25 protein-coding genes are annotated in these 24,261 nt (G+C 74.1%); 16 read left to right on the top strand and 9 right to left on the bottom strand.

The annotated features are described in order from the left end of the window. Positions 1 to 144 precede the first annotated feature (144 nt). A complete protein-coding gene (locus ACIQFU_RS15455) occupies positions 145 to 801 on the top strand; it encodes a DUF305 domain-containing protein (protein WP_402551781.1) in 657 nt (218 codons plus the stop codon). 42 nt (positions 802 to 843) lie between these two features. On the opposite strand, the gene ACIQFU_RS15450 is transcribed toward ACIQFU_RS15455, so the two are convergent. Together ACIQFU_RS15450 and ACIQFU_RS15445 are read right to left on the bottom strand one after the other, a co-directional pair. Continuing rightward, on the bottom strand, positions 844 to 1,299 hold the full coding sequence (locus ACIQFU_RS15450; protein WP_402551779.1) for a DUF6214 family protein: 456 nt from the start codon (positions 1,297 to 1,299) through the stop codon (positions 844 to 846). Positions 1,300 to 1,483: 184 nt separating this feature from the next. Continuing rightward, positions 1,484 to 1,846, bottom strand: a complete 363-nt coding sequence (locus ACIQFU_RS15445) for a helix-turn-helix domain-containing protein (protein WP_402551777.1) — start codon at positions 1,844 to 1,846, stop codon at positions 1,484 to 1,486. 138 nt (positions 1,847 to 1,984) lie between these two features. On the opposite strand from ACIQFU_RS15445, the gene ACIQFU_RS15440 reads away from it, so the two are divergent. Together ACIQFU_RS15440 and ACIQFU_RS15435 are read left to right on the top strand one after the other, a co-directional pair. Beyond that, entirely contained in the window at positions 1,985 to 3,064 is a 1,080-nt protein-coding gene (locus ACIQFU_RS15440) for an NADH:flavin oxidoreductase/NADH oxidase (protein WP_402551775.1), read from the top strand. A 197-nt stretch (positions 3,065 to 3,261) separates the two neighbouring features. Continuing rightward, on the top strand, positions 3,262 to 4,062 hold the full coding sequence (locus ACIQFU_RS15435) for a pectate lyase (protein ID WP_402551773.1): 801 nt from the start codon (positions 3,262 to 3,264) through the stop codon (positions 4,060 to 4,062). A gap of 4 nt (positions 4,063 to 4,066) precedes the next feature. Here the strand turns inward: ACIQFU_RS15435 and ACIQFU_RS15430 are convergent, their stop codons facing one another. Further along, positions 4,067 to 4,819, bottom strand: coding sequence for a PaaX family transcriptional regulator C-terminal domain-containing protein (locus ACIQFU_RS15430; RefSeq protein ID WP_402551930.1), 753 nt, complete (start codon positions 4,817 to 4,819; stop codon positions 4,067 to 4,069). 102 nt (positions 4,820 to 4,921) lie between these two features. Between ACIQFU_RS15430 and ACIQFU_RS15425 the strand changes: the two genes are divergently transcribed. The 5 genes from ACIQFU_RS15425 to ACIQFU_RS15405 all read left to right on the top strand — a co-directional run bounded on the left by ACIQFU_RS15425 (position 4,922) and on the right by ACIQFU_RS15405 (position 10,655). Continuing rightward, positions 4,922 to 6,625, top strand: coding sequence for a DNA alkylation response protein (locus ACIQFU_RS15425; protein ID WP_402551771.1), 1,704 nt, complete (start codon positions 4,922 to 4,924; stop codon positions 6,623 to 6,625). Between the two features lie 82 nt (positions 6,626 to 6,707). Next, positions 6,708 to 7,862 (top strand): WD40/YVTN/BNR-like repeat-containing protein, encoded by a 1,155-nt coding sequence (locus tag ACIQFU_RS15420; protein ID WP_402551769.1) that lies wholly within the window; start codon positions 6,708 to 6,710, stop codon positions 7,860 to 7,862. 70 nt (positions 7,863 to 7,932) lie between these two features. Beyond that, positions 7,933 to 8,610: a uracil-DNA glycosylase gene (locus ACIQFU_RS15415; RefSeq protein WP_402551768.1), complete on the top strand. Its 678-nt coding sequence runs from the start codon at positions 7,933 to 7,935 to the stop codon at positions 8,608 to 8,610. Next, positions 8,607 to 9,590, top strand: coding sequence for an N-acetylglucosamine kinase (locus ACIQFU_RS15410; RefSeq protein WP_402551766.1), 984 nt, complete (start codon positions 8,607 to 8,609; stop codon positions 9,588 to 9,590). The genes ACIQFU_RS15415 and ACIQFU_RS15410 overlap by 4 nt, the downstream gene beginning before the upstream one ends. 138 nt (positions 9,591 to 9,728) lie before the next feature. Next, positions 9,729 to 10,655 carry a sirohydrochlorin chelatase gene (locus tag ACIQFU_RS15405; RefSeq protein WP_402551764.1) on the top strand — a complete coding sequence of 309 codons (927 nt, stop codon included), beginning with the start codon at positions 9,729 to 9,731 and terminating at the stop codon, positions 10,653 to 10,655. A 190-nt stretch (positions 10,656 to 10,845) separates the two neighbouring features. Here the strand turns inward: ACIQFU_RS15405 and ACIQFU_RS15400 are convergent, their stop codons facing one another. Together ACIQFU_RS15400 and ACIQFU_RS15395 are read right to left on the bottom strand one after the other, a co-directional pair. Further along, the gene (locus tag ACIQFU_RS15400) at positions 10,846 to 11,886 is read right to left on the bottom strand and encodes a lactonase family protein (RefSeq protein WP_402551762.1); all 1,041 of its coding nucleotides are present in this window, start codon (positions 11,884 to 11,886) and stop codon (positions 10,846 to 10,848) included. A 151-nt stretch (positions 11,887 to 12,037) separates the two neighbouring features. Further along, positions 12,038 to 13,528, bottom strand: a complete 1,491-nt coding sequence (locus ACIQFU_RS15395) for an FUSC family protein (RefSeq protein WP_402551760.1) — start codon at positions 13,526 to 13,528, stop codon at positions 12,038 to 12,040. Between the two features lie 218 nt (positions 13,529 to 13,746). Between ACIQFU_RS15395 and ACIQFU_RS15390 the strand changes: the two genes are divergently transcribed. The 3 genes from ACIQFU_RS15390 (at position 13,747) to ACIQFU_RS15380 (ending at position 15,837) form a co-directional block, all read left to right on the top strand. Continuing rightward, on the top strand, positions 13,747 to 14,223 hold the full coding sequence (locus ACIQFU_RS15390) for an Lrp/AsnC family transcriptional regulator (protein WP_003977712.1): 477 nt from the start codon (positions 13,747 to 13,749) through the stop codon (positions 14,221 to 14,223). Positions 14,224 to 14,243: 20 nt separating this feature from the next. Further along, a complete protein-coding gene (locus ACIQFU_RS15385) occupies positions 14,244 to 14,948 on the top strand; it encodes an HAD family hydrolase (protein ID WP_402551759.1) in 705 nt (234 codons plus the stop codon). Positions 14,949 to 15,096: 148 nt separating this feature from the next. Continuing rightward, on the top strand, positions 15,097 to 15,837 hold the full coding sequence (locus ACIQFU_RS15380) for a DUF4142 domain-containing protein (protein ID WP_402551757.1): 741 nt from the start codon (positions 15,097 to 15,099) through the stop codon (positions 15,835 to 15,837). A gap of 20 nt (positions 15,838 to 15,857) precedes the next feature. On the opposite strand, the gene ACIQFU_RS15375 is transcribed toward ACIQFU_RS15380, so the two are convergent. Further along, complete coding sequence (locus ACIQFU_RS15375; RefSeq protein ID WP_402551755.1) at positions 15,858 to 16,718, bottom strand: LysR substrate-binding domain-containing protein; 861 nt, start codon at positions 16,716 to 16,718, stop codon at positions 15,858 to 15,860. A gap of 58 nt (positions 16,719 to 16,776) precedes the next feature. Here ACIQFU_RS15375 and ACIQFU_RS15370 point away from each other — a divergent pair, with 58 nt between their 5' ends. Then, positions 16,777 to 17,184 carry a DUF5997 family protein gene (locus ACIQFU_RS15370; protein ID WP_402551753.1) on the top strand — a complete coding sequence of 136 codons (408 nt, stop codon included), beginning with the start codon at positions 16,777 to 16,779 and terminating at the stop codon, positions 17,182 to 17,184. A gap of 129 nt (positions 17,185 to 17,313) precedes the next feature. Here the strand turns inward: ACIQFU_RS15370 and ACIQFU_RS15365 are convergent, their stop codons facing one another. The 3 genes from ACIQFU_RS15365 to ACIQFU_RS15355 all read right to left on the bottom strand — a co-directional run bounded on the left by ACIQFU_RS15365 (position 17,314) and on the right by ACIQFU_RS15355 (position 19,439). Beyond that, on the bottom strand, positions 17,314 to 17,805 hold the full coding sequence (locus ACIQFU_RS15365; protein ID WP_402551752.1) for a DUF1360 domain-containing protein: 492 nt from the start codon (positions 17,803 to 17,805) through the stop codon (positions 17,314 to 17,316). 16 nt (positions 17,806 to 17,821) lie between these two features. Continuing rightward, positions 17,822 to 18,235, bottom strand: a complete 414-nt coding sequence (locus tag ACIQFU_RS15360; protein ID WP_402551750.1) for a DUF2267 domain-containing protein — start codon at positions 18,233 to 18,235, stop codon at positions 17,822 to 17,824. 91 nt (positions 18,236 to 18,326) lie between these two features. Further along, entirely contained in the window at positions 18,327 to 19,439 is a 1,113-nt protein-coding gene (locus ACIQFU_RS15355) for a galactosyldiacylglycerol synthase (protein ID WP_402551928.1), read from the bottom strand. Between the two features lie 261 nt (positions 19,440 to 19,700). On the opposite strand from ACIQFU_RS15355, the gene ACIQFU_RS15350 reads away from it, so the two are divergent. From ACIQFU_RS15350 to ACIQFU_RS15335, 4 genes are all read left to right on the top strand, one after another. Next, positions 19,701 to 20,555 (top strand): SDR family NAD(P)-dependent oxidoreductase, encoded by an 855-nt coding sequence (locus ACIQFU_RS15350; protein ID WP_402551748.1) that lies wholly within the window; start codon positions 19,701 to 19,703, stop codon positions 20,553 to 20,555. Positions 20,556 to 20,571: 16 nt separating this feature from the next. After that, a complete protein-coding gene (locus tag ACIQFU_RS15345; RefSeq protein WP_402551747.1) occupies positions 20,572 to 21,480 on the top strand; it encodes a DMT family transporter in 909 nt (302 codons plus the stop codon). Positions 21,481 to 21,595: 115 nt separating this feature from the next. Continuing rightward, on the top strand, positions 21,596 to 22,423 hold the full coding sequence (locus tag ACIQFU_RS15340) for a polysaccharide deacetylase family protein (protein ID WP_402551746.1): 828 nt from the start codon (positions 21,596 to 21,598) through the stop codon (positions 22,421 to 22,423). A gap of 4 nt (positions 22,424 to 22,427) precedes the next feature. Continuing rightward, positions 22,428 to 24,206 (top strand): glycoside hydrolase family 15 protein, encoded by a 1,779-nt coding sequence (locus ACIQFU_RS15335; RefSeq protein WP_402551744.1) that lies wholly within the window; start codon positions 22,428 to 22,430, stop codon positions 24,204 to 24,206. The last annotated feature ends 55 nt before the right edge of the window (positions 24,207 to 24,261 follow it).

Below are 24,261 nucleotides of genomic sequence, written 5' to 3'. Positions count from 1 at the left end.
ATGCTCATATCAACAGGGGGCAACAAAGACGCAATGAAGTTTTCTGATCACTGACGCGCGGAAGCGTGCTAGGACGGTCATCGCGCCCACAAGGTGTTCCGCTTCCCTCTCCGGAGGGTGCGCCCCCAGCCACAGGAGGTCGTCGTGTCCCTTCGCCCCGGGTCGTCCAGCGCGTCGCTCGCCACGGCCGCACTGGCCGCGCTGGCCGTGCTCGCACTGGGGGCCTGCGACTCGGGTTCGGACACCGGCTCGCCGGCCGCCGCCGGGCCTTCGGTGATCGCTCCCGGCAAGCCGGGCGAGGGCAACCGGACCCTGTCCGCCGAGGACGCCGAGAAGCAGCGAGCCGACGACGACTCCCCCAACTCGGCGGACGTCTCCTACGCGCGCATGATGATCCAGCACCACGCCCAGGCACTGGAGATGACCGAACTGGTCCCCGAACAGGCCCAGTCGAGTCAGGTCAAGAAGCTGGCCGAACGGATCTCGGCCGCGCAGGGGCCGGAGATCAAGGCGATGGAGGGCTGGCTCGAAACCAACGGCAAGAAGGTGACGGGCGGCGGACACGACCATGCCGCGATGCCGGGCATGGCCACCGAGGCACAGCTGAAGAAGCTGCGCGCGGCCGAGGGCAAGTCCTTCGACCGGCTCTTCCTCACTCTGATGATCACTCACCACGAGGGTGCCGTCAGCATGGCCACGGACGTGAAGTCCGAGGGCAACAACGTGCTGATCGAGGAGATGGCCGACGACGTGGTCGCCCAGCAGACCAGCGAGATCTCACGGATGCGCGCGATGCTGTGACGCGGCGGCGGTCGGAAAGCGGCGCGGACCCGGGGGCGCGTGTCAGCGCCGCGCGCGGCGCGGCGCCAGGAACCCCTCGTCGCGCGCCTGGCCGATCAGCCTGAGCGACCTGCGCCTGCTGTGCCCGGTCGCGCTCATCACCGCGAGGACCGGATCGCCGCCCTCCGCCCTGGCCGCCCGGTACTCCCGGGCGGCCAGCCTGCGCTCCTCCCGCCCGCGCGGCCACGCGGCCCGGGCCCGCCGCGACGCGGCCGGCGCGTCACGGGCAGGGGCGGGCACGCAGGCCTCGAAGAGCGGGTCCTCCAGCCACTCGGCGAGCACGGCCAGGTCGTCGAGGGACAGCGGCGGCTGGGCCCGCACGTCCTCGACCCGCACGCTCCGACCGGACAGCACGGCGAGCGCGTCCACCCGGGCGCCGTCGGCGAAGGCAAGGCGGACGTCGAACCACGAGGTCGTGACGCCGCCCTCGCTCACCACCCAGGCGTGGCGCACGGACATCTCACCGTCGTCCGGACAGCGGTCGGAAAGCTGAAGAGAACGATCAACGAAGGATGCTTCGAGCACATACGCAACGTAACCGAATGATCACATTCAATACGAACGGAACACGCTTCGTTCAACGGACTCGGCACCCTGTCAGCGGAGCAGGCCGCGCCGGTGCGGGCGCCTCCACCCCTGCCGGTCAGCCGCCCCCGACGACGGCCACCTGCCGGGCGGCCGCGGCCAGCAGGGCGTCGAGCAGCCCGGGGAAGAGGGCGTCCAGATCGTCCCGGCGCAGGCCGTTCATCTTGGCCGTGCCCCGGTAGGTCTGCCGGATCACCCCGCTCTCGCGCAGCACCCGGAAGTGGTACGTGGTGGTGGACTTGGTGACCGGCAGGTCGAAGTGCGAGCAGGCGAAGAGTGCGCCGCTGTCGGCGGCGAGGTCCCGCACGATCCGCAGCCGCACCGGGTCGGAGAGCGCGTGCAGCACCCCTTCGAGCCGGATCTCCGCACGCGTGGGGTGGGGCAGCTCGCGGGTGCCGGCGGCAGTGGCGGCGAGGGGCACGGCGACTCCAGTTCGTCAGGGGTCCCACCGGGCGGGAGGGCTTCCCATTGTACGAAGGACGACGTAGTTTGACACTCGACGTACTACGAGAGTTACCGTACCAGCCGTCCCGTCCCGCGACCCAGGGAGCAGCCCGCCGTGAGCGCCCTCTTCCAGCCCCTTCAGCTCCGTGACACCACGATCCCGAACCGGGTCTGGATGCCGCCGATGTGCCAGTACTCGGCCGCACCGGAAGGCCCCTCGGCGGGCGCGCCAGGCGACTGGCACTTCGCGCACTACGGCGCCCGCGCGGTGGGCGGCACCGGCCTGATCGTGGTGGAGGCCACCGGCGTGACGCCCGAGGGCCGCATCTCCCCGCAGGACCTCGGACTGTGGAACGACACACAGGTCGAGGCGTTCCGACGGATCACGGGCTTCCTGCGCTCCCGGGGCACGGTTCCCGCGGTCCAGCTCGCCCACGCCGGCCGCAAGGCGTCGACCGCGCGGCCCTGGAAGGGCGGAGCGCCGGTGGGACCGGACGCGTACGGCTGGCAGCCGCTGGCCCCGAGTGCGCTGGCGTTCGACGAGCGGCACCCGGTGCCGACGGAACTGACGGTCCCGCAGATACATGAGGCCGTCGGCCGGTTCGCGGACGCCGCACGCCGGGCGCTGGCCGCCGGTTTCGAGATCGCCGAGATCCACGGGGCCCACGGCTACCTGATCCACGAGTTCCTGTCGCCGCACTCCAACCACCGCACCGACGCCTACGGCGGCTCCTACGGGAACCGCACCCGGTTCGCCCTGGAGGTCGTCGACGCGGTCCGGGAGGTCTGGCCCGACGACAAGCCGCTGTTCTTCCGCGTCTCGGCGACCGACTGGCTGGAGGAGGGCGGCTGGACTCCGGAGGACACCGTCCGCTTCGCCGGCGACCTGCGGGCCCACGGCATCGACCTCCTCGACGTCTCCACCGGGGGCAACGTCCCGCGCGTCCGGATCCCGACCGCGCCCGGCTACCAGGTCCCGTTCGCCGCCCGCGTGAAGGCGGGGAGCGCGCTGCCGGTCGCCGCCGTCGGACTGATCACCGAAGTCGAGCAGGCCGAGAAGATCCTGGCCAACGGCGAGGCCGACGCGGTACTGCTGGGCCGGGAGCTGCTGCGCAACCCGTCCTGGGCCCAGCACGCCGCGCGGGAGCTCGGCGCGGATGCCCGGATGCCGGAGCAGTACGGCTGGGGCATGTGAGGCGGACCTCCGCGCGAGACGTTGACTAGAAAGCGCTTACCCCCTACGGTCCGTTCATCAGCATGACCGTCGCGAACGTTGCGACCCCACCCTTCCCCACAAGTGTGGCCGCGCGTTCGCATCTTCGGTCATGGTGACGCACGACGTTCACGTACATGTTCCGTTCCACCCCCACTCCCTATGGAAGGGATCAGAACATGACCCCTGTGACACGGCCGCGCGCACGCCGCGCGGTGACCGGCGCACTGGGCGCGCTCGGGCTCTCGGTTGGCATGCTCATGACCTCCGGGGCCTCCCCGGCGCAGGCCGCCACCTGGCCGACCCCCAACGGCAGCGAGGGCGTCTCCTCCACCATCCCGGTCTCCGGCACCAAGGACTACGGGATGAAGCGCCTGTACGGCACCGGCGACCTGGGCTCCGGCGGCCAGGACGAGGACCAGGGCCCGATCCTGGAGCTGGCCCCCGGCGCCGTCCTCAAGAACGTGATCATCGGCGCCCCGGCGGCGGACGGCGTCCACTGCAAGGGCAGTTGCACGCTCCAGAACGTCTGGTGGGAGGACGTCGGCGAGGACGCGGCGACCTTCCGCGGCTCCTCGTCGTCGAACGTCTACACGGTCTCCGGCGGCGGCGCCAAGGAGGCCGACGACAAGGTGTTCCAGTTCAACGGCGCCGGCACGCTGAACATCTCCGGCTTCGCCGTCAAGAACTTCGGCACCTTCGTCCGGTCCTGCGGCAACTGCTCGACGCAGTACAGGCGGACGATCAACCTCAGCGGCATCGAGGTGAACTGGAAGGGCGGCCGGATCGCCGGCATCAACACCAACTACGGCGACAGCGCGACCCTGCGCGGCATCACGATCGTCGGGGACGGCAGCAAGAAGATCGTGCCGTGCCAGAAGTACATCGGCAACGACGACGGCGACGAGCCGGACTCGAACGGTTCGGGCGCCGACGGCACGTACTGCAAGTACTCCTCGTCCGACATCACCTACAAGTGACGCGTCAGGTCCGGGCGCCGTGCGCCCGGACCTGTCCGGACTGCTCCCGCTGGTAGTGCGCGTAGGCCTCCCGCAGGGCAGCCCCCGGCCAGTCGGCCGGGAGCAGCTCCGCGGGCAGCACCGGATCCGCGAGCAGGTGCCGCACGACGGCCGCGAAGGCGGTGAGGCGGTCGGCCGGGCGCCGGGCCCCGCCGACGTGGGCGAGCAGCGCCCGCGCCGTGTCCGCCCAGTCACCCAGCGGCCACAGGCGCGCGGCCAGCGCGGGGGCCGGGGCCCCGGGGCGCGAGACGAGCCGCTCGGCGACCCGGTCGAGAGCGGCGGGCAGGGGACGGTCGAGGTTGGCGGGACGCAGCCAGACGCCCTCGCGGAGCTCGGCCAGGCGCAGGGCGGTCAGCCGGGTGCGCAGTTCGGCACGGGCGGCGGGGCCGCGCCCCGTGGCGGTGATCACGAGCGTCTCCCAGTCGCCGTCCCACGCGCGCGTATGCGGTCGCAGGGCCTCGTCCTGGCGCCGCTGCCGCTCCAGCAGCCGCTCGCTGAGCCGGTAGCCGGTCTCCGTGCGCCGCAGGTCCCCGGCGGCGGCCATCCTGCTGAGCGCCGCCCGCGCGGTGGAGGCGCCGACGTCGAATCCTTCGACGAGCCGCACCAGCTCGCGCCCCGGCAGCTCCGGCGGGTGGGTGCCGAGCAGCAGGCTCAGGACCACCGACCGCGCGGACAGCGGGCGCAGCCTGAGCCCGCCGGGGAGATCGGAACCGCTCATCCGCGTGCGCCGGTGTCGTTCGTCCACATGGGCACGTACTGTACGTGCGCCCACCGCGTTGCACTCTTGCTGCGGTCGCAGAAATAGTGCAACACTCATGTCATGTCGACACTCGCGCATGAGCCGCCGGACGAGTCGTACGAACCGTCCGAGGAGCCCTGGGACGGTCCGGAGGGGTACGCGACACACGACGTCACCAATCAGCCCCCTCCCCTGGCCCCCTACGACGCGTCCGGCGACACCGCCCTGCTGGAGGGCGTACGGCGGGAGGGCGCCGGGTGGGCCGAGGAGGACCTGCGGCGGCTGGGCCGGCGGGCGGGGAGCGCCGAGGCGCAGGAGTGGGGCGACCTCGCGAACCGCCACGAGCCCGTGCTGCGCACGCACGACCGGTACGGCAACCGCGTCGACGAGGTCGAGTACCACCCGAGCTGGCACCACCTGATGCGGGTGGCGGTCGGGGAGGGTCTGGCCGGGGCTGCGTGGGCCGACGACCGGCCGGGCGCCCACGTGGCGCGGACCGCCGGCGGACTGGTCTGGGGCCACACCGAGGCGGGGCACGGGTGTCCGACGTCGATGACGTACGCGGCCGTCCCGGCCCTGCGGGCCCAGCCCGAGCTGGCGAAGGTCTACGAGCCGCTGCTGACCTCACGGGAGTACGAACCGGGGCTGCGGACGCCGACGGACAAGCGCGGTCTGCTGGCCGGCATGGGAATGACCGAGAAGCAGGGCGGCTCGGACGTCCGGACGAACACCACGGCGGCCGCCGCGACCGCCGAGCCCGGCGTGTACACGCTGCGCGGGCACAAGTGGTTCACGTCGGCGCCCATGTGCGACGTGTTCCTGGTGCTGGCCCAGGCGCCCGGCGGCCTGTCGTGCTTCCTGGTGCCCCGCGTGCTGCCCGACGGCACCCGCAACACCTTCCGCATCCAGCGGCTGAAGGACAAGCTCGGCAACCGGTCCAACGCCTCCTCGGAGCCCGAGTTCGACGGGACGGTGGCCTGGCTGGTCGGGTCCGAGGGGCAGGGCGTCAAGACGATCATCGAGATGGTCAACTGCACCCGGCTGGACTGCGTGATGTCCTCGGCGACGCTCATGCGCAAGACCCTCGTCGAGGCCGGTCATCACGCACGACACCGCAGCGCGTTCGGCGCCCGGCTGGTCGACCAGCCGCTGATGCGCAACGTCCTGGCCGACCTCGCGCTGGAGTCCGAGGCCGCGACGACGCTCACCCTGCGGCTGGCCGGCGCGGCCGACCGTGCGGTGCGCGGGGACGCCGGGGAGGCGGCGTTCCGGCGGATCGCCACCGCCGTCGGCAAGTACTGGGTGACCAAGCGCGGGCCCGCGTTCACCGCGGAGGCCCTGGAGTGCCTGGGCGGCAACGGCTATGTGGAGGAGTCTGGCATGCCCCGCCACTACCGCGAGGCGCCGCTGCTGTCGATCTGGGAGGGCTCGGGGAACGTCAACGCCCTCGACGTGCTGCGGGCACTCGGCCGCTCCCCCGCCTCCGCACACGCACTCTTCGAGGAACTCGCCCTCGCGCGCGGGGCGGACGCCCGGCTGGACGCCGCGGTGGCCCGGCTGGAGGCGGGGCTCGGCGAGGCGTCCGAGACCGGTGCCCGCCGGCTGGTGGAGCTGATGGCCCTCACCCTCCAGGCCTCCCTCCTGGTCCGGCACGCCCCGTCCGCCGTCGCCGACGCCTTCTGCGCGACCCGGCTCGGCGGCGACTGGGGGCACGCCTTCGGCACGCTGCCGGACACGGCCGACCTGGACGGGATCCTGGCACGGGCGCTGCCGCGCAAGGGCTGAGCGGGGCGGCGCGAAGACACCTCCGCGGAACCGACACCACCGTACTGACCTGGGGCGACGTCCTGTCCAGGGGTGAGTGTCAGTGGCTGGGTGCAGACTGGCCCGTGTCCGAGACGAAGGCGTCGACGAGGACGCCGCGGAGGTGATCGGCATGACCGAGGTACTGCTCGCCGTGGGCACCCGCAAGGGCCTGTTCATCGGGCGCCGGCGGGGTGGCACCTGGGAGTTCGACGAGAGTCCCCACTTCAACGCGCAGGCGGTCTACTCGGTCGCCCTCGACACCCGCGGCGACACCCCTCGGCTGCTGGCCGGTGGCGACAGCGCACACTGGGGACCGTCGGTCTTCCACTCCGACGACCTCGGCCGGACCTGGACCGAACCGGCCGCGCCTGCCGTCAGGTTCCCCAAGGAGACCGGCGCCTCACTGGAGCGGGTGTGGCAGCTGCACCCGGCGGCCGCCGAACCGGACGTGGTGTACGCGGGCACGGAGCCGGCCGCGCTGTACCGCTCGGAGGACCGCGGCGAGAGCTTCGAGCTGGTCCGCCCGCTGTGGGAGCACCCCACACGGTCGCAGTGGGTGCCGGGCGGTGGCGGTGAGGGGCTGCACACCGTCCTCACCGACCGGCGCGACCCCGAGTCGGTGACGGTCGCCGTCTCGACCGCGGGCGTGTTCCGCACCACCGACGGCGGCGCGAGCTGGGAGCCGTCGAACTCCGGTGTCTCCGCCGTCTTCCTGCCGGACCCCGACCCGGAGTTCGGCCAGTGCGTGCACAAGGTCGCGCGGGACGCGGCCACCCCGGACCGCCTGTATCTCCAGAACCACTGGGGGGTGTACCGCAGCGACGACGCGGGCACGCACTGGACGGACATCGGCGAGGGCCTGCCCTCCACGTTCGGTTTCGCGGTGGCCGCCCACCCGCACCGCGGCGACACGGCATATGTCTTCCCGATCAACGCCGACGCCGACCGGGTCCCGGCGGACCACCGGTGCCGGGTCTTCCGTACCGCGGACGCGGGCAAGAGCTGGGAGCCGCTCTCGGCCGGCCTGCCCCAGGAGGACCACTACGGCACGGTGCTGCGCGACGCGCTGTCCACCGACGACGCGGAGCAGGCGGGCGTCTACTTCGGCAACCGCAACGGCGAGGTGTTCGCGTCGGCCGACCACGGCGACAGCTGGCGGCAGTTGGCCTCCCACCTGCCGGACGTGCTGTGCGTGCGGGCCGCGGTCGTCGCGTGAACCGGACCGGGGGGACCGGCCTTGGCCACCGGTTGATCGGCGTCACCCGTACGGCAGTAGGGTGACGCCCGTGGCACCACGACCCTTGAATGAAATCGTCGAAGCGGGCTGGGCGAAAGCCCTGGAACCCGTCGCCGGACGGATCACCTCGATGGGTGAGTTCCTGCGCGCGGAGATCGCCGCCGGACGCACCTACCTCCCGGCCGGGGCGAACGTCCTGCGGGCCTTCCAGCAGCCCTTCGACGACGTACGGGTCCTGATCGTCGGTCAGGATCCCTACCCCACACCGGGACACGCCGTCGGACTGTCGTTCTCCGTCGCGCCCGAGGTACGCCCGCTGCCCGGCAGCCTGGTCAACATCTTCCGCGAGCTGAACGCCGACCTGAACCTCCCTCAGCCCTCCAACGGGGACCTGACACCCTGGACGCAGCAGGGCGTGCTCCTGCTCAACAGGGCGCTCACCACGGCCCCGCGCAAGCCCGCGGCGCACCGCGGCAAGGGCTGGGAAGAGGTCACCGAGCAGGCGATACGCGCGCTCGCGGCCCGCGGCAAGCCGATGGTGTCCATCCTCTGGGGCCGCGACGCCCGCAATCTTCGGCCGCTGCTCGGCGACCTGCCGGCCCTGGAGTCCGCACACCCCTCCCCGATGTCGGCCGACCGGGGCTTCTTCGGTTCACGTCCGTTCAGCCGGGCCAACGACCTGCTGGTGCGTCTGGGAGGTCAGCCGGTCGACTGGCGTCTGCCGTGACCGGCGCCGGCTTCCTGGCCGTGGACTCCGGGGGTTCGGGGCTGCGCGCCGTCGTCGGCACCGCCGGTGGCGACGGGCCCGTTCCGCTCGGCCGGCGTGCCTCGCGGGAACCGGTCCGCACCGGCCCGCGCGGGATCGACCCCGATCACCTCCTGGGGCAACTTCTGCCCATGGCCGGGGCCTTGACCGAGGAGACGGGGGTCGCCCGGCTCGGCACCGTCGTCGTGGGTGCCGCCGGGCTGGCCACGCTGGGCGATGCCCTGCGCGCCGAACTGCCGGGCGCGCTGGCCCGGGAGCTGGGCGTACGGACGGTCGCGCTGGCCGCCGACGCCGTGACCGCGTACGTGGGCGCCCTGGGTCCGCGGGCCGGGGCGGTCGTGGCCGCCGGTACCGGCCTGATCGCCGTCGGCACCGATCTGTCCCGCTGGCACCGGGCGGACGGCTGGGGACATCTGCTGGGCGACTGCGGCAGCGGCGCCTGGATCGGGCGGGCCGGTCTCGAGGCGGCGCTGCGCGCCCATGACGGGCGAGAGGGCGGTTCCGCGCGGCTGCTGGCCCGGGCGGAGGCGTGTTTCGGTCCGGCGGCGGGGCTGCCCGGGCAGGTGTATCCGCGCTCCGACCGTCCCGCCGTCCTCGCCTCCTTCGCGCCCGAGGTGGCCGCCTGCGCGGCCTGGGACCCGGTCGCCGCGGGCATCCTGCGGGCCGCCGCCCGGCACATGGCCGACTCGGCCGCCGCGGTCTGCCCGGCCGGCGGTGAGCCATGGGTCGCGGTCACCGGCGGTCTGCTGCGGGTGGGTGATCCGCTCCTCGTGCCGCTGGGGGAAGAGCTGGCGAAGCGGCTGCCGCAGGCGCGGCGGACGACCGCGGAGGGTGATCCGCTGGACGGCGCGGTCCGGATCGCGGCCGATCTGGCGGCCGGCTCGTTCACGCTTCCGGGTGACGACAGAATGCTGTGGGTGACGAGTGCGCCGGGCGGCTGAGAAGTGGTCGGCCGGGGAGGTGAATCGTGCCGATGTCGGCCGATCCGTACATCACTCATCAGACAAAACCGGACGGATACCGCTCACCTGCACCCTCCCCGAACAGGGAAACCCCGGAAACCAGTAACATGCGGCGCCATGAGCTCCCCCACTGGGCCCGCGTCCGGCCTGCCAGTACGAATGCCGCGCCCCCGCCAGCCCGGACGGCACCGCCGTCCCGAACCCCTGGTGGCTCCCGAGGGCGCGCCGGCGCTTGTCCTCGCGGTGCCGGGGACGCCCAGCAGCGCCACCCGTGGCCTCGCCGACGAGGTCATCAGCATCGCCCGTTCCGAGCTGCCCGGGCTCGACGCCCGGATCGGCCACCTCGACGGTGACGACGACGCCGAGTTCCCCTCCCTGTCCGCCGTGCTCGTCCGGGCCGCCGAGGAGCGCACCGCCCGCTTCGAGCAGGCCCGCGCCGCCGGCCTGGACGTGAAGGAGCCCGAGGGCCCCGTGGCGGTCGTCGTGCCGCTGCTGGCCGGGCCGGACAACGCGCTGCTGCGCCGGATCCGGCAGGCGGTCATGGACAGCAAGATCGCGGCCGAGCTGACCGACGTGCTCGGACCGCACCCGCTGCTGGCCGAGGCGCTGCACGTGCGGCTGTCCGAGGCCGGTCTCGCCCGCGCCGACCGTGCCCGCCTGTTCACCGTGGCGACCGCCGCGGACGGCATCATCCTCGCCTCCGTCGGCGGTGACGAGGCCGTTCAGGCGGCCGGGATCACCGGCATGCTGCTCGCCGCGCGTCTCGCCGTGCCGGTGATCGCGGCGGCGCTGGACGAGGAGGGCTCGATCGCTTCCGTGGCCGAACAGCTGCGCTCCTCGGGGTCCCAGCAGCTGGCGCTCGCGCCGTATCTGATCGGTCCGGAGATCGAGGCGTCCGTGCTGGAGGAGGCGGCCAAGGAGGCGGGCTGCTCCACGGCGGAGCCGCTCGGTCCGTACCCGGCGATCGGGAAGCTGGCGCTGGCCAAGTACACGACGGCGCTCGGGATCTCGCCGCAGCAGGCGCAGGGGGCGCCGGTCCAGTGACGGGTCGTGTGCGCGTCTAGGTGTGTCTGAAGGGGCCCGCTCCGGGTGAGGAGCGGGCCCCTTCGGCGTTGCGGGGCCGCCGGTCAGGAGCGCGCCCTGCCTCCGTGCGGGGCGGGGAGGGGCGCGCGCCCGGCGCTACGGGGTGCCGCTGCGCCCACCCGTGCCGCCCCAGCGGCACGACTGCCCGCGGCTATGCGGGGGCGAAGAGGACGCAGGAGGCTGCCGGGACTGCCAGGGAACCCGTGCGGCGGGGGACGCCGGTGGCCGGGTCCAGGGCGAACCAGGTCACGTCGCCGGAGCGTTCGTTGGCCGCGTACAGGAAACCCTCCGACACGGTGATGTCGCGGGGCCAGTGCCCGCCGCAGGGCACGGTGGCGGACAGCCGCAGTCCGTCCGGCTCCACGGCGAGCACGGACAGGACGTCCTCGCCGCGGGTCGCGGTCCACACGAAGCGGCCGTCGGGCGAGACGGCGATGCCGGACGGGTAGGCGTCGCCCGCCGGTGCCCCCGGCAGCACCGGCACCTCGACGAGGGGTTTGAGGGTGCCGTCGGCGGCGTCCCAGTGGCAGACGGTGACGGTGGGCGCCAGTTCGTTGACGACGTAGGCGTGGGAGCCGTCCGGGTGGAAGGCCAGGTGGCGCGGCCCCGACCCCGGGCGCAGCGCGATCTCCCGGTGCACGGCGGGAACGCCGTCGGTGAGGGTGCAGACCCGCACCGAGTCGGAGCCGAGGTCCACGCTGACGGCCCACCGACCGCTGGGATCGGGCCGCACCTGGTGGGCGTGCGGGCCCTGCTGCCGCTGGGCGTGCGGGCCTGAGCCGGTGTGCCGCAGGACGCCGGACGCGGACCGGGCGAGGGTGCCGTCGGCACGGACCGGCACTGCGGTGACGGTGCCGGAGCCGTAGTTGGCGGTCAGCAGGTGCCCGGCGTACAGGCTCAGGTGGGTCGGTCCGTCGCCCTCGACGGGCACCGGCCGGCCGGCGGGCTCGGGCCTGTCCCCGCTCACGCGATAGGCGGCCACCGCGCCCTCGGCGGTCTCGCTGACGGCGTAGAGCGTGGCGCCGTCGGGCGCCAGGGCCAGGTAGGAGGGGTCGGCCAGACCGTCCGTGCCGCTCACGACCGTGAGGGCGCCGCTGTCGGGGGCGACGGTCGCCGTCAGGATCCCGGGGCCGCCGGCCGCCGTGAACGAACCGATGTATGCCCGTCGCTGCCGCCTGCCGCCGTCCGCCACCGCTGTCCCTCTCGTCCCGCTTCGTCTGCCCGCTTCGTCCTGCGTCGCGTCGAGTGCCGGCCTCGTCGTCGGCACGGACGTCCGCCCGGGAGCGACGGTAGCAGTCGATCACCTGCGGTCTAGACCAAACGGGTGTCGCGGGTGCGAGGGGTCAGGCCCCGGCCAGGCGTGAACCGGAGGGGCTGCGCAGCGGCGCGGCGAGTTCGGCGAGGGCGTGTTCCAGGTCGTGGAGGTGGGCCAACGCGGGTTCGGCGGCGCGCGGTCCGCCCGCGCGGGCGGGGACCGCGCCCCCGCCGGTGAGGGCCTCGACCGCGGCTTCGACACGCCAACAGGCCGCGGCCAGCCGGGCGTCGTGCGAGGCCTCGGGGTCGGCGGCGACGGCGACGAGGCCGCGGATCTCCCGGGCGCAGTCGTCGAGCAGGTCGAGGACCCGGCGGGCCCGCCCTCTGCGGCCGTGCATGGGGCTCAGCGGGTGCACGAGCGGGGCGACCGACAGCCGTACCCGGCCGAGCAGCTGCTCCAGTTCCGCCACGCGCGGCGCCGGGTCGGCGCCCTGCGTACCGGCGAGGCGGGCGGCGGCCTCGGCGGTGCAGGCGTGCACGCAGCGCAGGGCGCGCTGGATCCAGGCGTCGGTGACGGCGTGCGTGGTGACGGGCAGGACGAAGAGCACGGCGAGCGCGGCGCCGAGCGCGCCCACACCGGTCTCGGCGAACCGCAGGGCGAGCAGGCCGGGGCTGAGGACGCCCAGAAGGCCGTAGAGCAGCTCGGCGAGCAGGGTCACGCAGAGCATCATCCAGGTGTAGGAGACCGCCGCGGTGTAGAAGATGCCGAAGACGCAGGCGGCGGCGAGCACCGCGGTGGGCACCGGGGATCCGGCCACGGGCACGGCGACCAGGAAGCCCAGGCCGATGCCGACGACCGTGCCGAGGACCCGGCGGAATCCGCGGACCAGTGTCTCGCCGCGCGAGGTGGTGTTGACGAACACCCACCAGGTGGCGCCGACGGCCCAGTACCAGCGGTCGCCGGACACCAGCTGGCCCACGACCAGGGCGAAGCCGGCGCCCGCGGCGGCCTGCACGGCCTGCCGGGTGGTGATGCGGGCCAGGCCGGTGCCTGCGGGCGGCGCGGGGACGGCGGGCGCGGGCTGGCGGCGCTCGTAGCACCACAGGCCGAAGCGGACCGCCGCCGCGGCGGCCACGGACAGCAGGACGGCGGTGTACATCTCGGGCAGCCGGTCCGCGGTCGCGTGCAGGAACTGGGCGATGAAGAAGGTCATGAAGGCGAACACGCCGAGGCTGTGCCCGCGCGGGCCCCAGCGGCGCGCGTACACGCCGGCGCCGACGACGGCGAGGAAGGTGAGGTCACGGGCCACGGGCAGGTCGTGCAGCGCGGCGGCGGCGGTGAGCACGGGCAGCCCGGCGACCGGCAGCAGCGCGGTGGTGACGGCCTGGCCGCGCACGGTGGCGTCGGTGACGGTGAACAGCGCGAGCAGGGCGGCGAGGCCGCCGATGATCGCGCCGACCAGGGAGGTACCGGCCAGCCCGCACACCACCACGGCCAGCCCGATGCCGAGGACGGCCCGGGCGGCGAACCGCAGCCGGGACCGTCCCGGGTCCGGGCTCACGAACACCTTCTTCAGCACTGATTACCGCCCCCTCGCTCATACACGCCCACTGGCCCGGAAGTCACCGCATGCAAAAGGCGCCGCGGGGTCCGCAGCGCCATCGACACGTCTATAGGAGCATCTTCTCCACCAGTGGCTCAACAGGCTCGTGCTTGAGTAGGCCATTGGTACTGTGATCACGACATGACCACGGCCATCGGTAAGCCAATGGCCGACGAGAGGGGACGGGGTCCGCGATGGCCGTCGACGAGCTGGACACCCGCATCCTGCGGCTGCTGCTCGAGCAGCCGCGCACCAGCGTGCGCGAGTACGCCCGCCTCCTGGGGATCGCCCGCGGCACCCTCCAGGCACGGCTGGACCGTCTGGAGCGGGACGGCGTGATCACCGGTACCGCTCCGTCCCTCTCCCCCGCCGCCCTGGGCCACCCGGTGCTCGCCTTCGTGCACATCGAGGTCACCCAGGGGCATCTGGACGAGGTGGGCGAGGCGCTGGCGGCGGTGCCGGAGATCGTCGAGGCCTTTTCGATCACGGGCGGCGGGGACCTGCTGACCCGCGTCGTGGCGCGCGACAACGCACACCTGGAGGACGTGGTGCAGAAGCTGATCAGCCTGCCCGGTGTGGTCCGCACCCGCAGCGAGGTGGCGTTGCGCGAGCGGGTGCCGCACCGGCTGCTCCCGCTCGTGGAGTCGATCGGGCGCTCGGCCCGCAGGTGATCCTTGGCATCCTGGACGTCATGAGCACCCTGGGCGCACTCGGCGACATCTCGGTCGTCTTCGATCTCGACGGAACCCTCGTGGACAGCGAGCCGAACTACTACGAGGCGGGCCGCAGGACCCTCACCGAGTACGGCGTCCCGGACTTCACCTGGGCCGACCACGAGGCGTACGTGGGCATCAGCACCCGGGAGACGGTCGCCGACTGGCAGCGGCGGTACGGACTGCGGGCCACGGTCGGGGAACTGCTCGCCGTCAAGAACCGCCACTACCTGGCGCTCGCCCGCGCCTCGGCCCGCGCGTACCCCGAGATGCGGACGTTCGTCGAGCTGCTGGCGGACGAGGGCGTACCGATGGCGGTGGCCTCGGGTTCGTCGCCCGAGGCGATCGGGACGATCCTCGCCCGCACCGGCCTGGACGCCCACCTGCACACGGTCGTCTCGGCCGACGAGGTCGCGCGGGGCAAGCCCGCCCCCGACGTGTTCCTGGAGGCGGCCCGCCGGCTCGGGGCGGAACCGGCCCGCTGCGTGGTCCTGGAGGACGCCGCTCCCGGCGCCGCCGCCGCGCACGCGGCCGGGATGCGCTGCATCGCGATCCCTTACGTCGCGGACCAGGCCGACGCCCCGGAGTTCGCCACCGCGTCGCTGCTGGTGCGCGGAGGCCAGGACGAGTTCACCGCGCGGGCGGCGTACGACTGGCTGGCGCGGACGGCGCGCGTCTCCTGAGCCGACGGCGACCGACGGCGACCATGCGCGACCGATGCGGATCGAGGGGCCGGGAAACAAAATGAGCAAGTGCCCGAAACGGTGATCAGAACGCCGCCCGCATCCGTACCTCCTGATGTCCGAGCCTGTCCTCGTCCCGGGAGGCACGATGCGCGTCACGCGCACCACGGCAGGGACCGCCTTCGTGGCCGGTGCCCTGGTCCTCACTCTCACCGCACTCGCCTACCCGACCATGCTCGGGGTGCAGAACGCGGGAAGCGACCAGGCCCGGATCGTCACCAACACGCGGTACGGGCCCCTCACCGAGCAGGACCGGGACTTCGTGGTGAAGGTGCGTGCCGCGGGGCTGTGGGAGCACCCGCTGGGGCTCATGGCCATGGAGCGGGGGACGACACCGGAGATGAGGGAGGCGGGTGAGCACCTGGTCGTCGGCCACTCCCGGCTGGACGCCACCTGCCGCAGGATCGCGCCGGAGCTGGGCATCACCCTGCCCAACCTGGCGTCCCCGCAGCAGCAGCAGTTCGTGTCGACCGTGGAGGGGACCCGGGGCAAGCAGTTCGACACGACCGCGGTCAACATCATGCGGATCACGCACGGGCAGATCTTCCCGGCCATCGCCAAGATCCGCGCCAACACCAAGAACTCCCTGGTGCGGCAGCTCGCCGACCAGGCCAACGACACCGTCCTCGATCACATCACCGTGCTGGAGAAGACCGGGCTGGTCAATTTCGACCAGGTCAACTTCCAGCAGACCGCCCCGCCCGGCCTGCCCAAGGTGCAGCTCACGCCGCCGGCGCCGCAGCCGGGCGAGCCGGTGCTCTCGCTCACCGCGCCGCCCGGACTGGAGGTCAACACGTCGGCGCCGACGCCCAGTCCGACGGTGCGCTGACGGGCCGCCGGCCGGCGGGGTCAGCGGGCGCGCGGCCTGCCGCCGCGGCCACCGCCCTTGCCCTTGCCGGTGCTTCCGCCCCGGCGGTTGCCACCGGTGGAGCGCCGGGCGGCGGCGCCGGTCTGCTTTCCGCCGGTCTTCCCGCCCGCACCACCTGCACCGCCCGTCCTGCCCGTTTTACCGCCGCCCGTCCTGCCGCCGCCTGCCGGTGTGCGGCGCGCGGGAGTGGTCGCCTCCGCGCGTCCGTCCTTCGAGCGCGCCGGCTCGGGCTGCCGGCCCCGGGTGCTGTTGACGGTGCGGCCCCGGACGATGCCGATGAAGTCCTCGACGCGGTCCGTGTGCGCGTCCTCGGGCCAGGACAGGGCCACGCTCGATTCGGGGGCTTCCGTGACCGTGCGGTACGTGAGGTCCTTGCGGTGGTGCAGCCGGGCCAGCGACAGGGGCACGAGCAGCACACCGATCCCGGCCGCCACCAGTTCGACGGCGTCCGCGGTGGTGGCCGGACGCTCCAGAGCGGGTCGGCCCGGCAGCTCGTCCCACCCGAGGACGTCGTCCAGGGGGTGCAGCACGATCTCGTCGGCGAGGTCATCGAGGGTCACCTGGTCGGCCGCGGTGACGAGGTGGTCCCTGGGGATCAGCACGACCGTGGTCTCGGTGTAGAGGGGGATGGCGCTGAGCACGGTGCGGTCGACGGGCAGCCGCACCAGCCCGGCGTCGGCCTCGTCGGCCAGCAGCACACCGCCCGCCCTTTCGGCGGGGACCTGGGTGAGGGAAAGGGGGACGTCCGGCAGCCGCTCGTTCCAGATGCGCACCCACTTGTCGGGCGTCACCCCCGGGACGTACGCGAGCCGGAACGAGGGGGGAGCTTCCGAGCCAGTCACCCGGCCAGGTTACCGGGCCTGGTCGGGGACCACTCACACGATCGATACCCTTGACGGCATGACGTCGCACCAGAACACCCAGACCATGAAGCCCGCGACCGCGGCGAAGAAGCTGGGTGTGTACCTCGAGGCCACACCCGCCGAGTTCCGGGAGGGCGTCGTCACGCGCGCCGAGCTGAACGCGCTTCAGGCCGACCCGCCCGCGTGGCTGCGCGAGCTGCGGCGCGACGGGCCGCACCCGCGACCGGTGGTGGCGGCCAAGCTGGGCGTCTCCATCGCGGGCCTGCACCGGGGCGGGGTCGCCGAGCCCCTCACCACGGAGCAGATCGAGGAGCTGAAGGAGGAAGGCCCGGAGTGGCTGGAGCGTGAGCAGGCCGTGCAGGCCGACGTGCGCAAGGAGGCGGCCCGCGTGAAGAAACTGCACGCCGAGCGCGCGGAGCGGGCGGAACGCGCCGAGCGCGACTGACCCACCGCGCCGCCCGGGGTGCCCCGGCCGGGGGTGCCCCGCCCACGCCCCCGGGGCTGTCCCGGCCCACTCCCCCAGGTCTCGTCGGCCCCGGTCACTCCCCGGTCTCGTCGGCCCCCGCCGCCCCGCTCACTCCTCGGCCTTCTGCGCCGTCAGGCTCCACGCGTACTGCAGCCAGTCCGACACCACGACCGCGCTCAGGCCCGCGCACAGCAGCCGCCCCGCCCGGGGCGCGACGGCGTAGGTGCCGACGAGTCCACCGGCCACCCAGGCCGAGGTGCAGAACGGGCAGGAGACCAGGTCACCGACGGCACGGCGCAGACCGGTGCCGCGCCCGGCGTCCATCACCTCGTTGGCGTTGCCCTGACCCTCCCGGCTGGTGAACGGCGCCCGCAGGAAGCTGGTGACCTTGTCCTTGGTGAGCAGCCGGGAGTCCTTGAACGTCGCCGTCCCCAGCAGGGCCACGTCCCATGGGGGCACGGATTCCGGCAGCCGGACCCCACGCCGCCACGCCGTGACCGCGAACGCACCGGCGCCCGCCGCGAAGGTCGTCGCGAGCGCCGCGTATCCGGCGAGAGGTGTTTCCTCCTCGCCGGCGTAGCGCTGCTCAACGTCCGTCATGGGTGTCTCCTCGATCTCAGTGGGGTGCTCCGGTGGAGTGCTCCCCGTGGGGTGCCGGTCCGCCGAAGAGGTCGGCACAGTCCGGGGGCAGGTGGGCCAGCAGCTGGTCGACCCGTTCGCGGGGCACGGCCTCGGCGAGGGTGGCCAGCACGGCACCCGCGTCCCATTCGGCGGTGCGTGGCCGGGCGCCGGTCTGCTGGGCCACCCGCCGGAGGAACTCCTCACGGCCGAAGGACTCGGGGCGCCCGCGTTCCAGCCGGAGCGCTTCGTCCAGCGGCGCCGGCAGCCCGTCGGCCAGCGCGGCGGCCGCCTCAGGTGTGACGCGGGACGCGATCACCCACAGGACGGCCGTGGTGACCTGCTCGGCCTCGTCGTCGCTGTGGAACTCACTGCGGTCGCGAACCCGGGTGAGGAATTCGTCGAGCAGCACGACGTCGCCTCCTTGTGCCGGTTCCCGCTCCGGGCCGGGTGCCCTGGGGGCGGGCGGGAAAACGGGCGCGCGCTCGGCGTCGTACCGACCCTCACCGTCGTGCGTCGGGCTCTCGGAGGCGGGTACGCGTACGGGCGCCGTCGGCGAAGCCGGTCACCAGGGTCAGGGCGTCCGCGTTCTCGGTGAACAGCGCGCGTCCGGCGGCGATCCGCCGCTTCCGGGCCGGGCCCGGTGCGGTGAGCCGCCGCACCGCCTCCAGCAGCTCGGTCTCGTTCTCGGCGACCTCGGAGACGCCCAGCGCGGCCATCCGCCGGACGCCGTCGGCACCGTGCCCGGGGATCGGGCGGTGGCCCACGACCGGCAGTCCGGCGGCGAGCGCCTGTACGGCGGTCTGCCCGGCCGCGTTGTCGATCAGTGCACGGGCGGCGTGGAGCAGGCCGGGCATGTCCGTCACCCAGCCCAGGGCGAGGACGCCCGGTGCGCCGGACAGGGTGCGGCGCAGCCGCTGGTTGCCGCCGCAGAGCACGACCGGCAGGAAACCGTGGTCCGTCAGCAGCCGGACCGTGGCGTCCAGGCGGGAGCCGACGCCCCAGGCCCCCGCGGACAGCACCACGGAGGGCCGCCCGGGCCCGAGCCGGCCGAACATCTCCCGCCAGGCGGCCGCCCCCGGAACACCGGTGGTGCCGGCGAGGAAATCAGGTGCCACGACGGGACCGCACCGCCTGGCCGGCCTGCCGGTGTTCCCCCGCGCCTCGCGTGCCGCGTCCTCGGTGAGGCACAGGTATCGGTCATTGCCGGGATGGAGCCACTGCCGGTGCACCTCGAAGTCGATCACGAGGACGACCGTGGGCACGGGCAGCAGCCCGCGGTCCCTCAAGTGGCCGGTCAGCTGGGCGCCCAGATGGAAGACGGGCACGACGACGTCCGCGCCCGTGCGCTCGGCCAGCTCGCACAGTCTGCCCCCGGCGAGCCGGGCCAGGGGCGTGCCGCTGGGACGGCGTCCCGGGCCGGGCCGCAGGAAGAGCCGGTACACGGCGGCGTACGCCCAGGGGAAGTGCCGTACCGACCCCCGGTAGAACCACCTGAGGACGGTGCCCAGGCCGAACGGCAGGAGGGCGAGGACGTCGACGGCCTGGGCGGTGTCGCCGCGCTCGCGCGCCCGGCGGACCAGTTCGGCGGCGACCGTGTCGTGACCGGCGCCCATGCTGGCGCTGAGCACCAGCAGACGCCTGCCCTCGCGCGGACCCCGCGGACCGCGCGTGAGACCGGCGTGGCGGGGCGCTGACGGGCTGCAAGGGTGCACAGCGGACCAGGTTGCCGACCCGTCGGATTCCAAACCACCTCACATGCGGGCGTTTCGGAAGCTCCGCCGGGGATACTCCGTGACCGCCCGTCCGGCCGGACGCCGGAGCCGACCGCCCGGTCGGACGCTGCCCGGTGCCCGCCCCGAGCCAAGGTGGTCCTCATGGTCCATGCGTTCTCCCGCCCCCGGTCCGCCCCCGGACCGCAGGTAGTCGCCCTCGACGCGGACCACGCGAGGCCCGGGCCCCGGCCCGTCCCGGAGCGAGGCACGCGGACCCGCACGGCGCTCGTGACGGGAGCCTCCTCCGGCATCGGCGCGGCCGTGGCCCGCCGGCTGGGTGACGAGGACAGCTGGCGGCTGGTGCTCACCGGACGCGATCCGGTGCGGCTGCGTCAGGTGGCCGACGCCACTTCGGCCACCGCGTTCGCGGCGGACCTCACCCTTCCCGGTGCCGAACGGCAGCTCACCGACTTCGCGACGGCCACGTCCGGCCCGGTGGACCTGCTGGTGGCCGGAGCGGGTGTGGGCTGGGCCGGGGAGTTCCTGGACATGCCCCCGCACACCATCGACGAGGTGTTCGACATCAACGTGCTGGCCACGCTGCGCCTGGTGCGGCTGCTGCTGCCGGGCATGGTGGCGGCGGGTTCGGGACGGGTGGTGCTCATCGGATCGCTGGCGGGCAGTGTCGCGGTGCGCGACGAAGCGGTGTACTCCGCGGCCAAGGCCGCGGTGGGCGCCTTCGCGGACTCGCTGCGCTACGAGTTGCGGGGCACCGGTGTGGGGGTCACCCATGTGGTGCCGGGCGTGGTCGACACTCCGTTCTTCGAGCGCCGCGGCACTCCCTACCGGCGGTCCAGGCCGCGTCCGGTGCCTCCCGAACTGGTGGCCGACGCGGTACGCAGCGCGGTCGAACGGGGCCGGGACGAGGTGTACGTGCCTTCGTGGCTGCGCCTGCCGTGCCGGGTGCGGGGCGCGGCCCCTGGGCTGTACCGGCGGCTGGCCGCGCGGTTCGGGTGACCGGGAGCCCGCCGCGGTGAGTGTCCTCACCGTCGTCCTCGCCCTGTTCGCGGCGCTGTCCAACGCGGCGGCGTCGGTACTTCAGCGCCGGGCCGCGGCGCAGGACGAGGACCGGGCGGGGGCCAGGCACACGGCGCTGCGCTCACTGCTGCGGATGGTGCGCGACCGGTACTGGGTCGGCGGGGCGGCGCTGCTCGCGCTGACGACGGTGCTGCAGGCGGCCGCGCTGGCGGTGGGCAGTCTGGCCGTCGTACAGCCGCTGATGGCCACCGAACTGCTGTTCACACTGGTGGTGGGCAGTGCGATCTTCCACCGGCGTCCGGACTCGCGCACCTGGCTGGCCTTCGCCGCCCTGGCCGTGGGGCTCGCCCTGTTCCTGGGCTCCGCCGCCCCCTCGGCCGGCCACGACACCGCCACCGGGGGCCGGTGGCTCTGGGCCGGGCTGGCGCTGTTCGCCCTGATCACGGTCCTCGCCTCGATCGGCAGCCTGGTGCACGGCGCGCCCCGCGCGGCACTGTTCGGGTCGGCGTCCGCGGTGGGGTTCGGCGGTACGGCGGCGCTGCTCAAGGAACTCACCGGACGGCTCCCCCAGGGGGTGGGCGAGGTGCTGACCCAGTGGCCGCCGTACGCGACGGCGGTGGTGGGCGTGGTCAGCTTCCTGCTGCTGCAGAGCGCCTTGCGGGCGGGGACCCTGGCGGCCTCGCAGCCGGCGCTGACCCTCGGCGACGCACTGACCAGCGTGGCCCTGGGCTGGACCCTGTTCGGTGAGGAGATCCTGCTGGGCGTGCGGGTGCTGCCCGAGCTGATCGGCGTGGCGCTGATCGGCCTCGGCAGCGTCGGTCTGGCCCGCGCTCCGTCGGTCCACGGCGCCTGGGACACCGCCACGGCGGCGCGGGACGGCCCCGGGCGGCCGGTCAGGCGATGAGCGAAGCGGGACAGGCGACACGGAGAACAGCGGCACGACAGCAGCCCGTACGGGAACAGCCGCGCGAGAGCAGCGGAACGTCAGCAGCGAACCGATGAGGTCGGAGGCACCACGGATGCGTCAGAGGTCTTCCGCCGGACGGGCGGCCTACGCCGCCGCACCGGTGGCCGCCGTCGCGCTGGCCCACATCGGCCCGGCCGCGACCTGGCTCCCCGGGCTGCGCCGGCGCCGGTTCCCCGGGCTGGCCGGGCAGGGCGGCCCCGGTCACGTCGCCCTCACCTTCGACGACGGCCCGGACCCGGTGTCCACACCGCAGTTCCTCGACGTACTGGACGCACTCGGCGTACACGCGACGTTCTTCGTCCTGGGCGAGAACGCCGCACGGCACCCGGCGGTGGCCCGCGAGCTGGTCCGGCGCGGGCACGAACTCGCCGTCCACGGCTGGACGCACGACCGTCCCTGGTGGCCGTCGCCGGCGCGGGACGCGCGCGAGCTGCTGCGTGCCGTCCAGGTGGTGGGCGAGGCGGCCGGCCGGCGCCCCCACTGGTACCGGCCGCCCTACGGCATCCTCAACTCCGGACGCTGGGCAGCCGCCCGGCGGGCCGGGCTGCGGCCGGTGCTGTGGACGGCGTGGGGCAAGGACTGGCGGCACGACGCGACGCCCGCCTCGGTGCGCGCGACCGTCGCGGCGGACCTGCGCGGCGGCGGCACGGTCCTCCTCCACGACACCGACCACGCCTCCGCTCCGGACAGCTGGCGGGCCGCGCTCGGCGCCCTGCCGGACATCGTGCGCGACTGCCGCGAGGCGGGTCTCGCGGTGGGTCCGCTGGGCGAGCACGGGGTGGGCGGGCTCGCGGTGCCGCAGGCGACGCCGGGGGCGGCGGGAGCGCCGGGGACGGCGCGTGCGGCGTCGTTTCGGTCACCGGCGCCGGGACAGCCGTAGCGGCATGAAGGACAGCGACGAGCGGCGCGCGGCGGCGCCGGACACGTCGTGCCCGCCCTGGGCACTGCGCGAGTACGCCGTCCTCGCCGACGGCGAACGGGGAGCGGTCCTCGACCCCCGGGGGCGGATCGTGTGGCTCTGCGCCCCGCGGTGGCACGACGACGCGGTGTTCTCCGCGCTGATCGGCGGCGCCGGTCACTTCACCGTGGAGCCGGCCGACCCCTGGCACGTCTGGGGCGGCTCCTACGAGGAGGGCACACTGATCCGGACGAGCCGGTGGGTGAGCGCCGACTGCGTGATCGAGTGCCGCGAGGCCCTGGCCATGCCGTCCCGTACGGACCGGCTCGTGCTGCTGCGCCGCATGCGGGTTCCGCGGGGCGAGGCCCGGCTGAACCTGGACCTGGATCCGCGGCCCGGCTTCGGCGCGGACCGGATGCGCGAGCCCCGGCGGGACGGGGAGGTGTGGACGGCCGGGGCGGAAGGCCTGCGGATGCGGCTCGCCGGGGCGCCGGACGCGGTGTGGCGGGACGGGGCCGGGCTGTGCGGCGACTTCCGGCTGCGGGAGGGCGAGACGCACGACCTCGTCCTGGAACTGTCCACGAAACGGGAGACCGAGCCGCTCGACGCCGACGCCTTGTGGCGGGCCACGGAACGGGAGTGGCGACGGACGGTCCCGGACTGCTCGCGGCTGGTCGCGCCCGGCGACGCCCGGCACGCGTACGCCGTGCTCCGCGGGCTGACCAGCGTCTCCGGCGGAATGGTCGCCGCGGCCACCACGTCCCTGCCGGAGCGGGCCAACAGCGGGCGCAACTACGACTACCGCTACGCCTGGCTGCGCGACCAGTGCTACGCCGGTCTCGCGGTCGCCGCGCACGGCCCGCACCCGCTGGTCGACGACGCCGTGCGCTTCGTCGCCGAGCGCATCCTCGCCGACGGCGACGAGGTGCGCCCCGCCTACACGGTCGACGGCCGGCCGGTCGGAGGGGAGCGGTCCCTGCGGCTGCCCGGCTACCCCGGTGGCAACGACCACGTCGGCAACGACGCGGGCGCCCAGTTCCAGCTGGACACCTTCGGCGAGGCGCTGCAGTTGTTCGCGGCGGCGGCCGCGCACGACCGGCTGACCGAGGAGGCGGAACGGGCCGCGGTCCTCGCCGTCGACGTCGTCGAGCGGCAGTGGCTGAAGCCGGAGGCCGGTCTGTGGGAGCTGGAGAACCGGTGGTGGACCCACTCCCGGCTGAGCGTGGTGTGCGGTCTGCGCCGGATGGCCGGGGTACTGCCCGGGACGGCGGGCCGCCGCTGCGCCGACCTGGCCGGCACGGTGCTGCGGGAGACCCGGCGACGCTGCCTGCACGCCGACGGCCGCTGGCGGCGGGCGGAGGACGACGACGGGCCCGAGGCCGCGCTGCTGGTGCCGATGGCCCGCGGCTGCGCGTTCGGGGACGGCGACGGCGACGCCGCCACCCGTGCCCGCATCGAGTCCCGCCTGACCGAGGACGGGTACCTGTACCGCTTCGAACACCCCGGCACGTCGCTCGGCGAGGCCGAGGGGGCCTTCCTGCTGTGCGGCTTCGCGATGGCGCTCGCCACGTACCGGGTCGGCGACCGGTCCGGCGCGTTCCGCTGGTTCGAGCGCACCCGGGCGGCCTGCGGACCGCCCGGGTTGTTCGCCGAGGAGTACGACGTGCGCCAGCGCCAGCTCCGCGGCAACCTCCCGCAGGCCTTCGTGCACGCCATGATGCTGGAGTGCGCGGTGCGGCTGGCCGGTGAGTCGGCCCTGCCCTGACCGTGCCGCACGGTGGAGGGTGCCGGTTGCCCGAGCCTCAGCAGTCCTGCCCTGC

This window comes from Streptomyces sp. NPDC093065 (genome assembly GCF_044754585.1).
Taxonomy (GTDB): domain Bacteria; phylum Actinomycetota; class Actinomycetes; order Streptomycetales; family Streptomycetaceae; genus Streptomyces.
The sequence above is the reverse complement of the archived record's forward strand: the minus strand, read 5'-3'. Positions and strand labels throughout refer to the sequence as shown.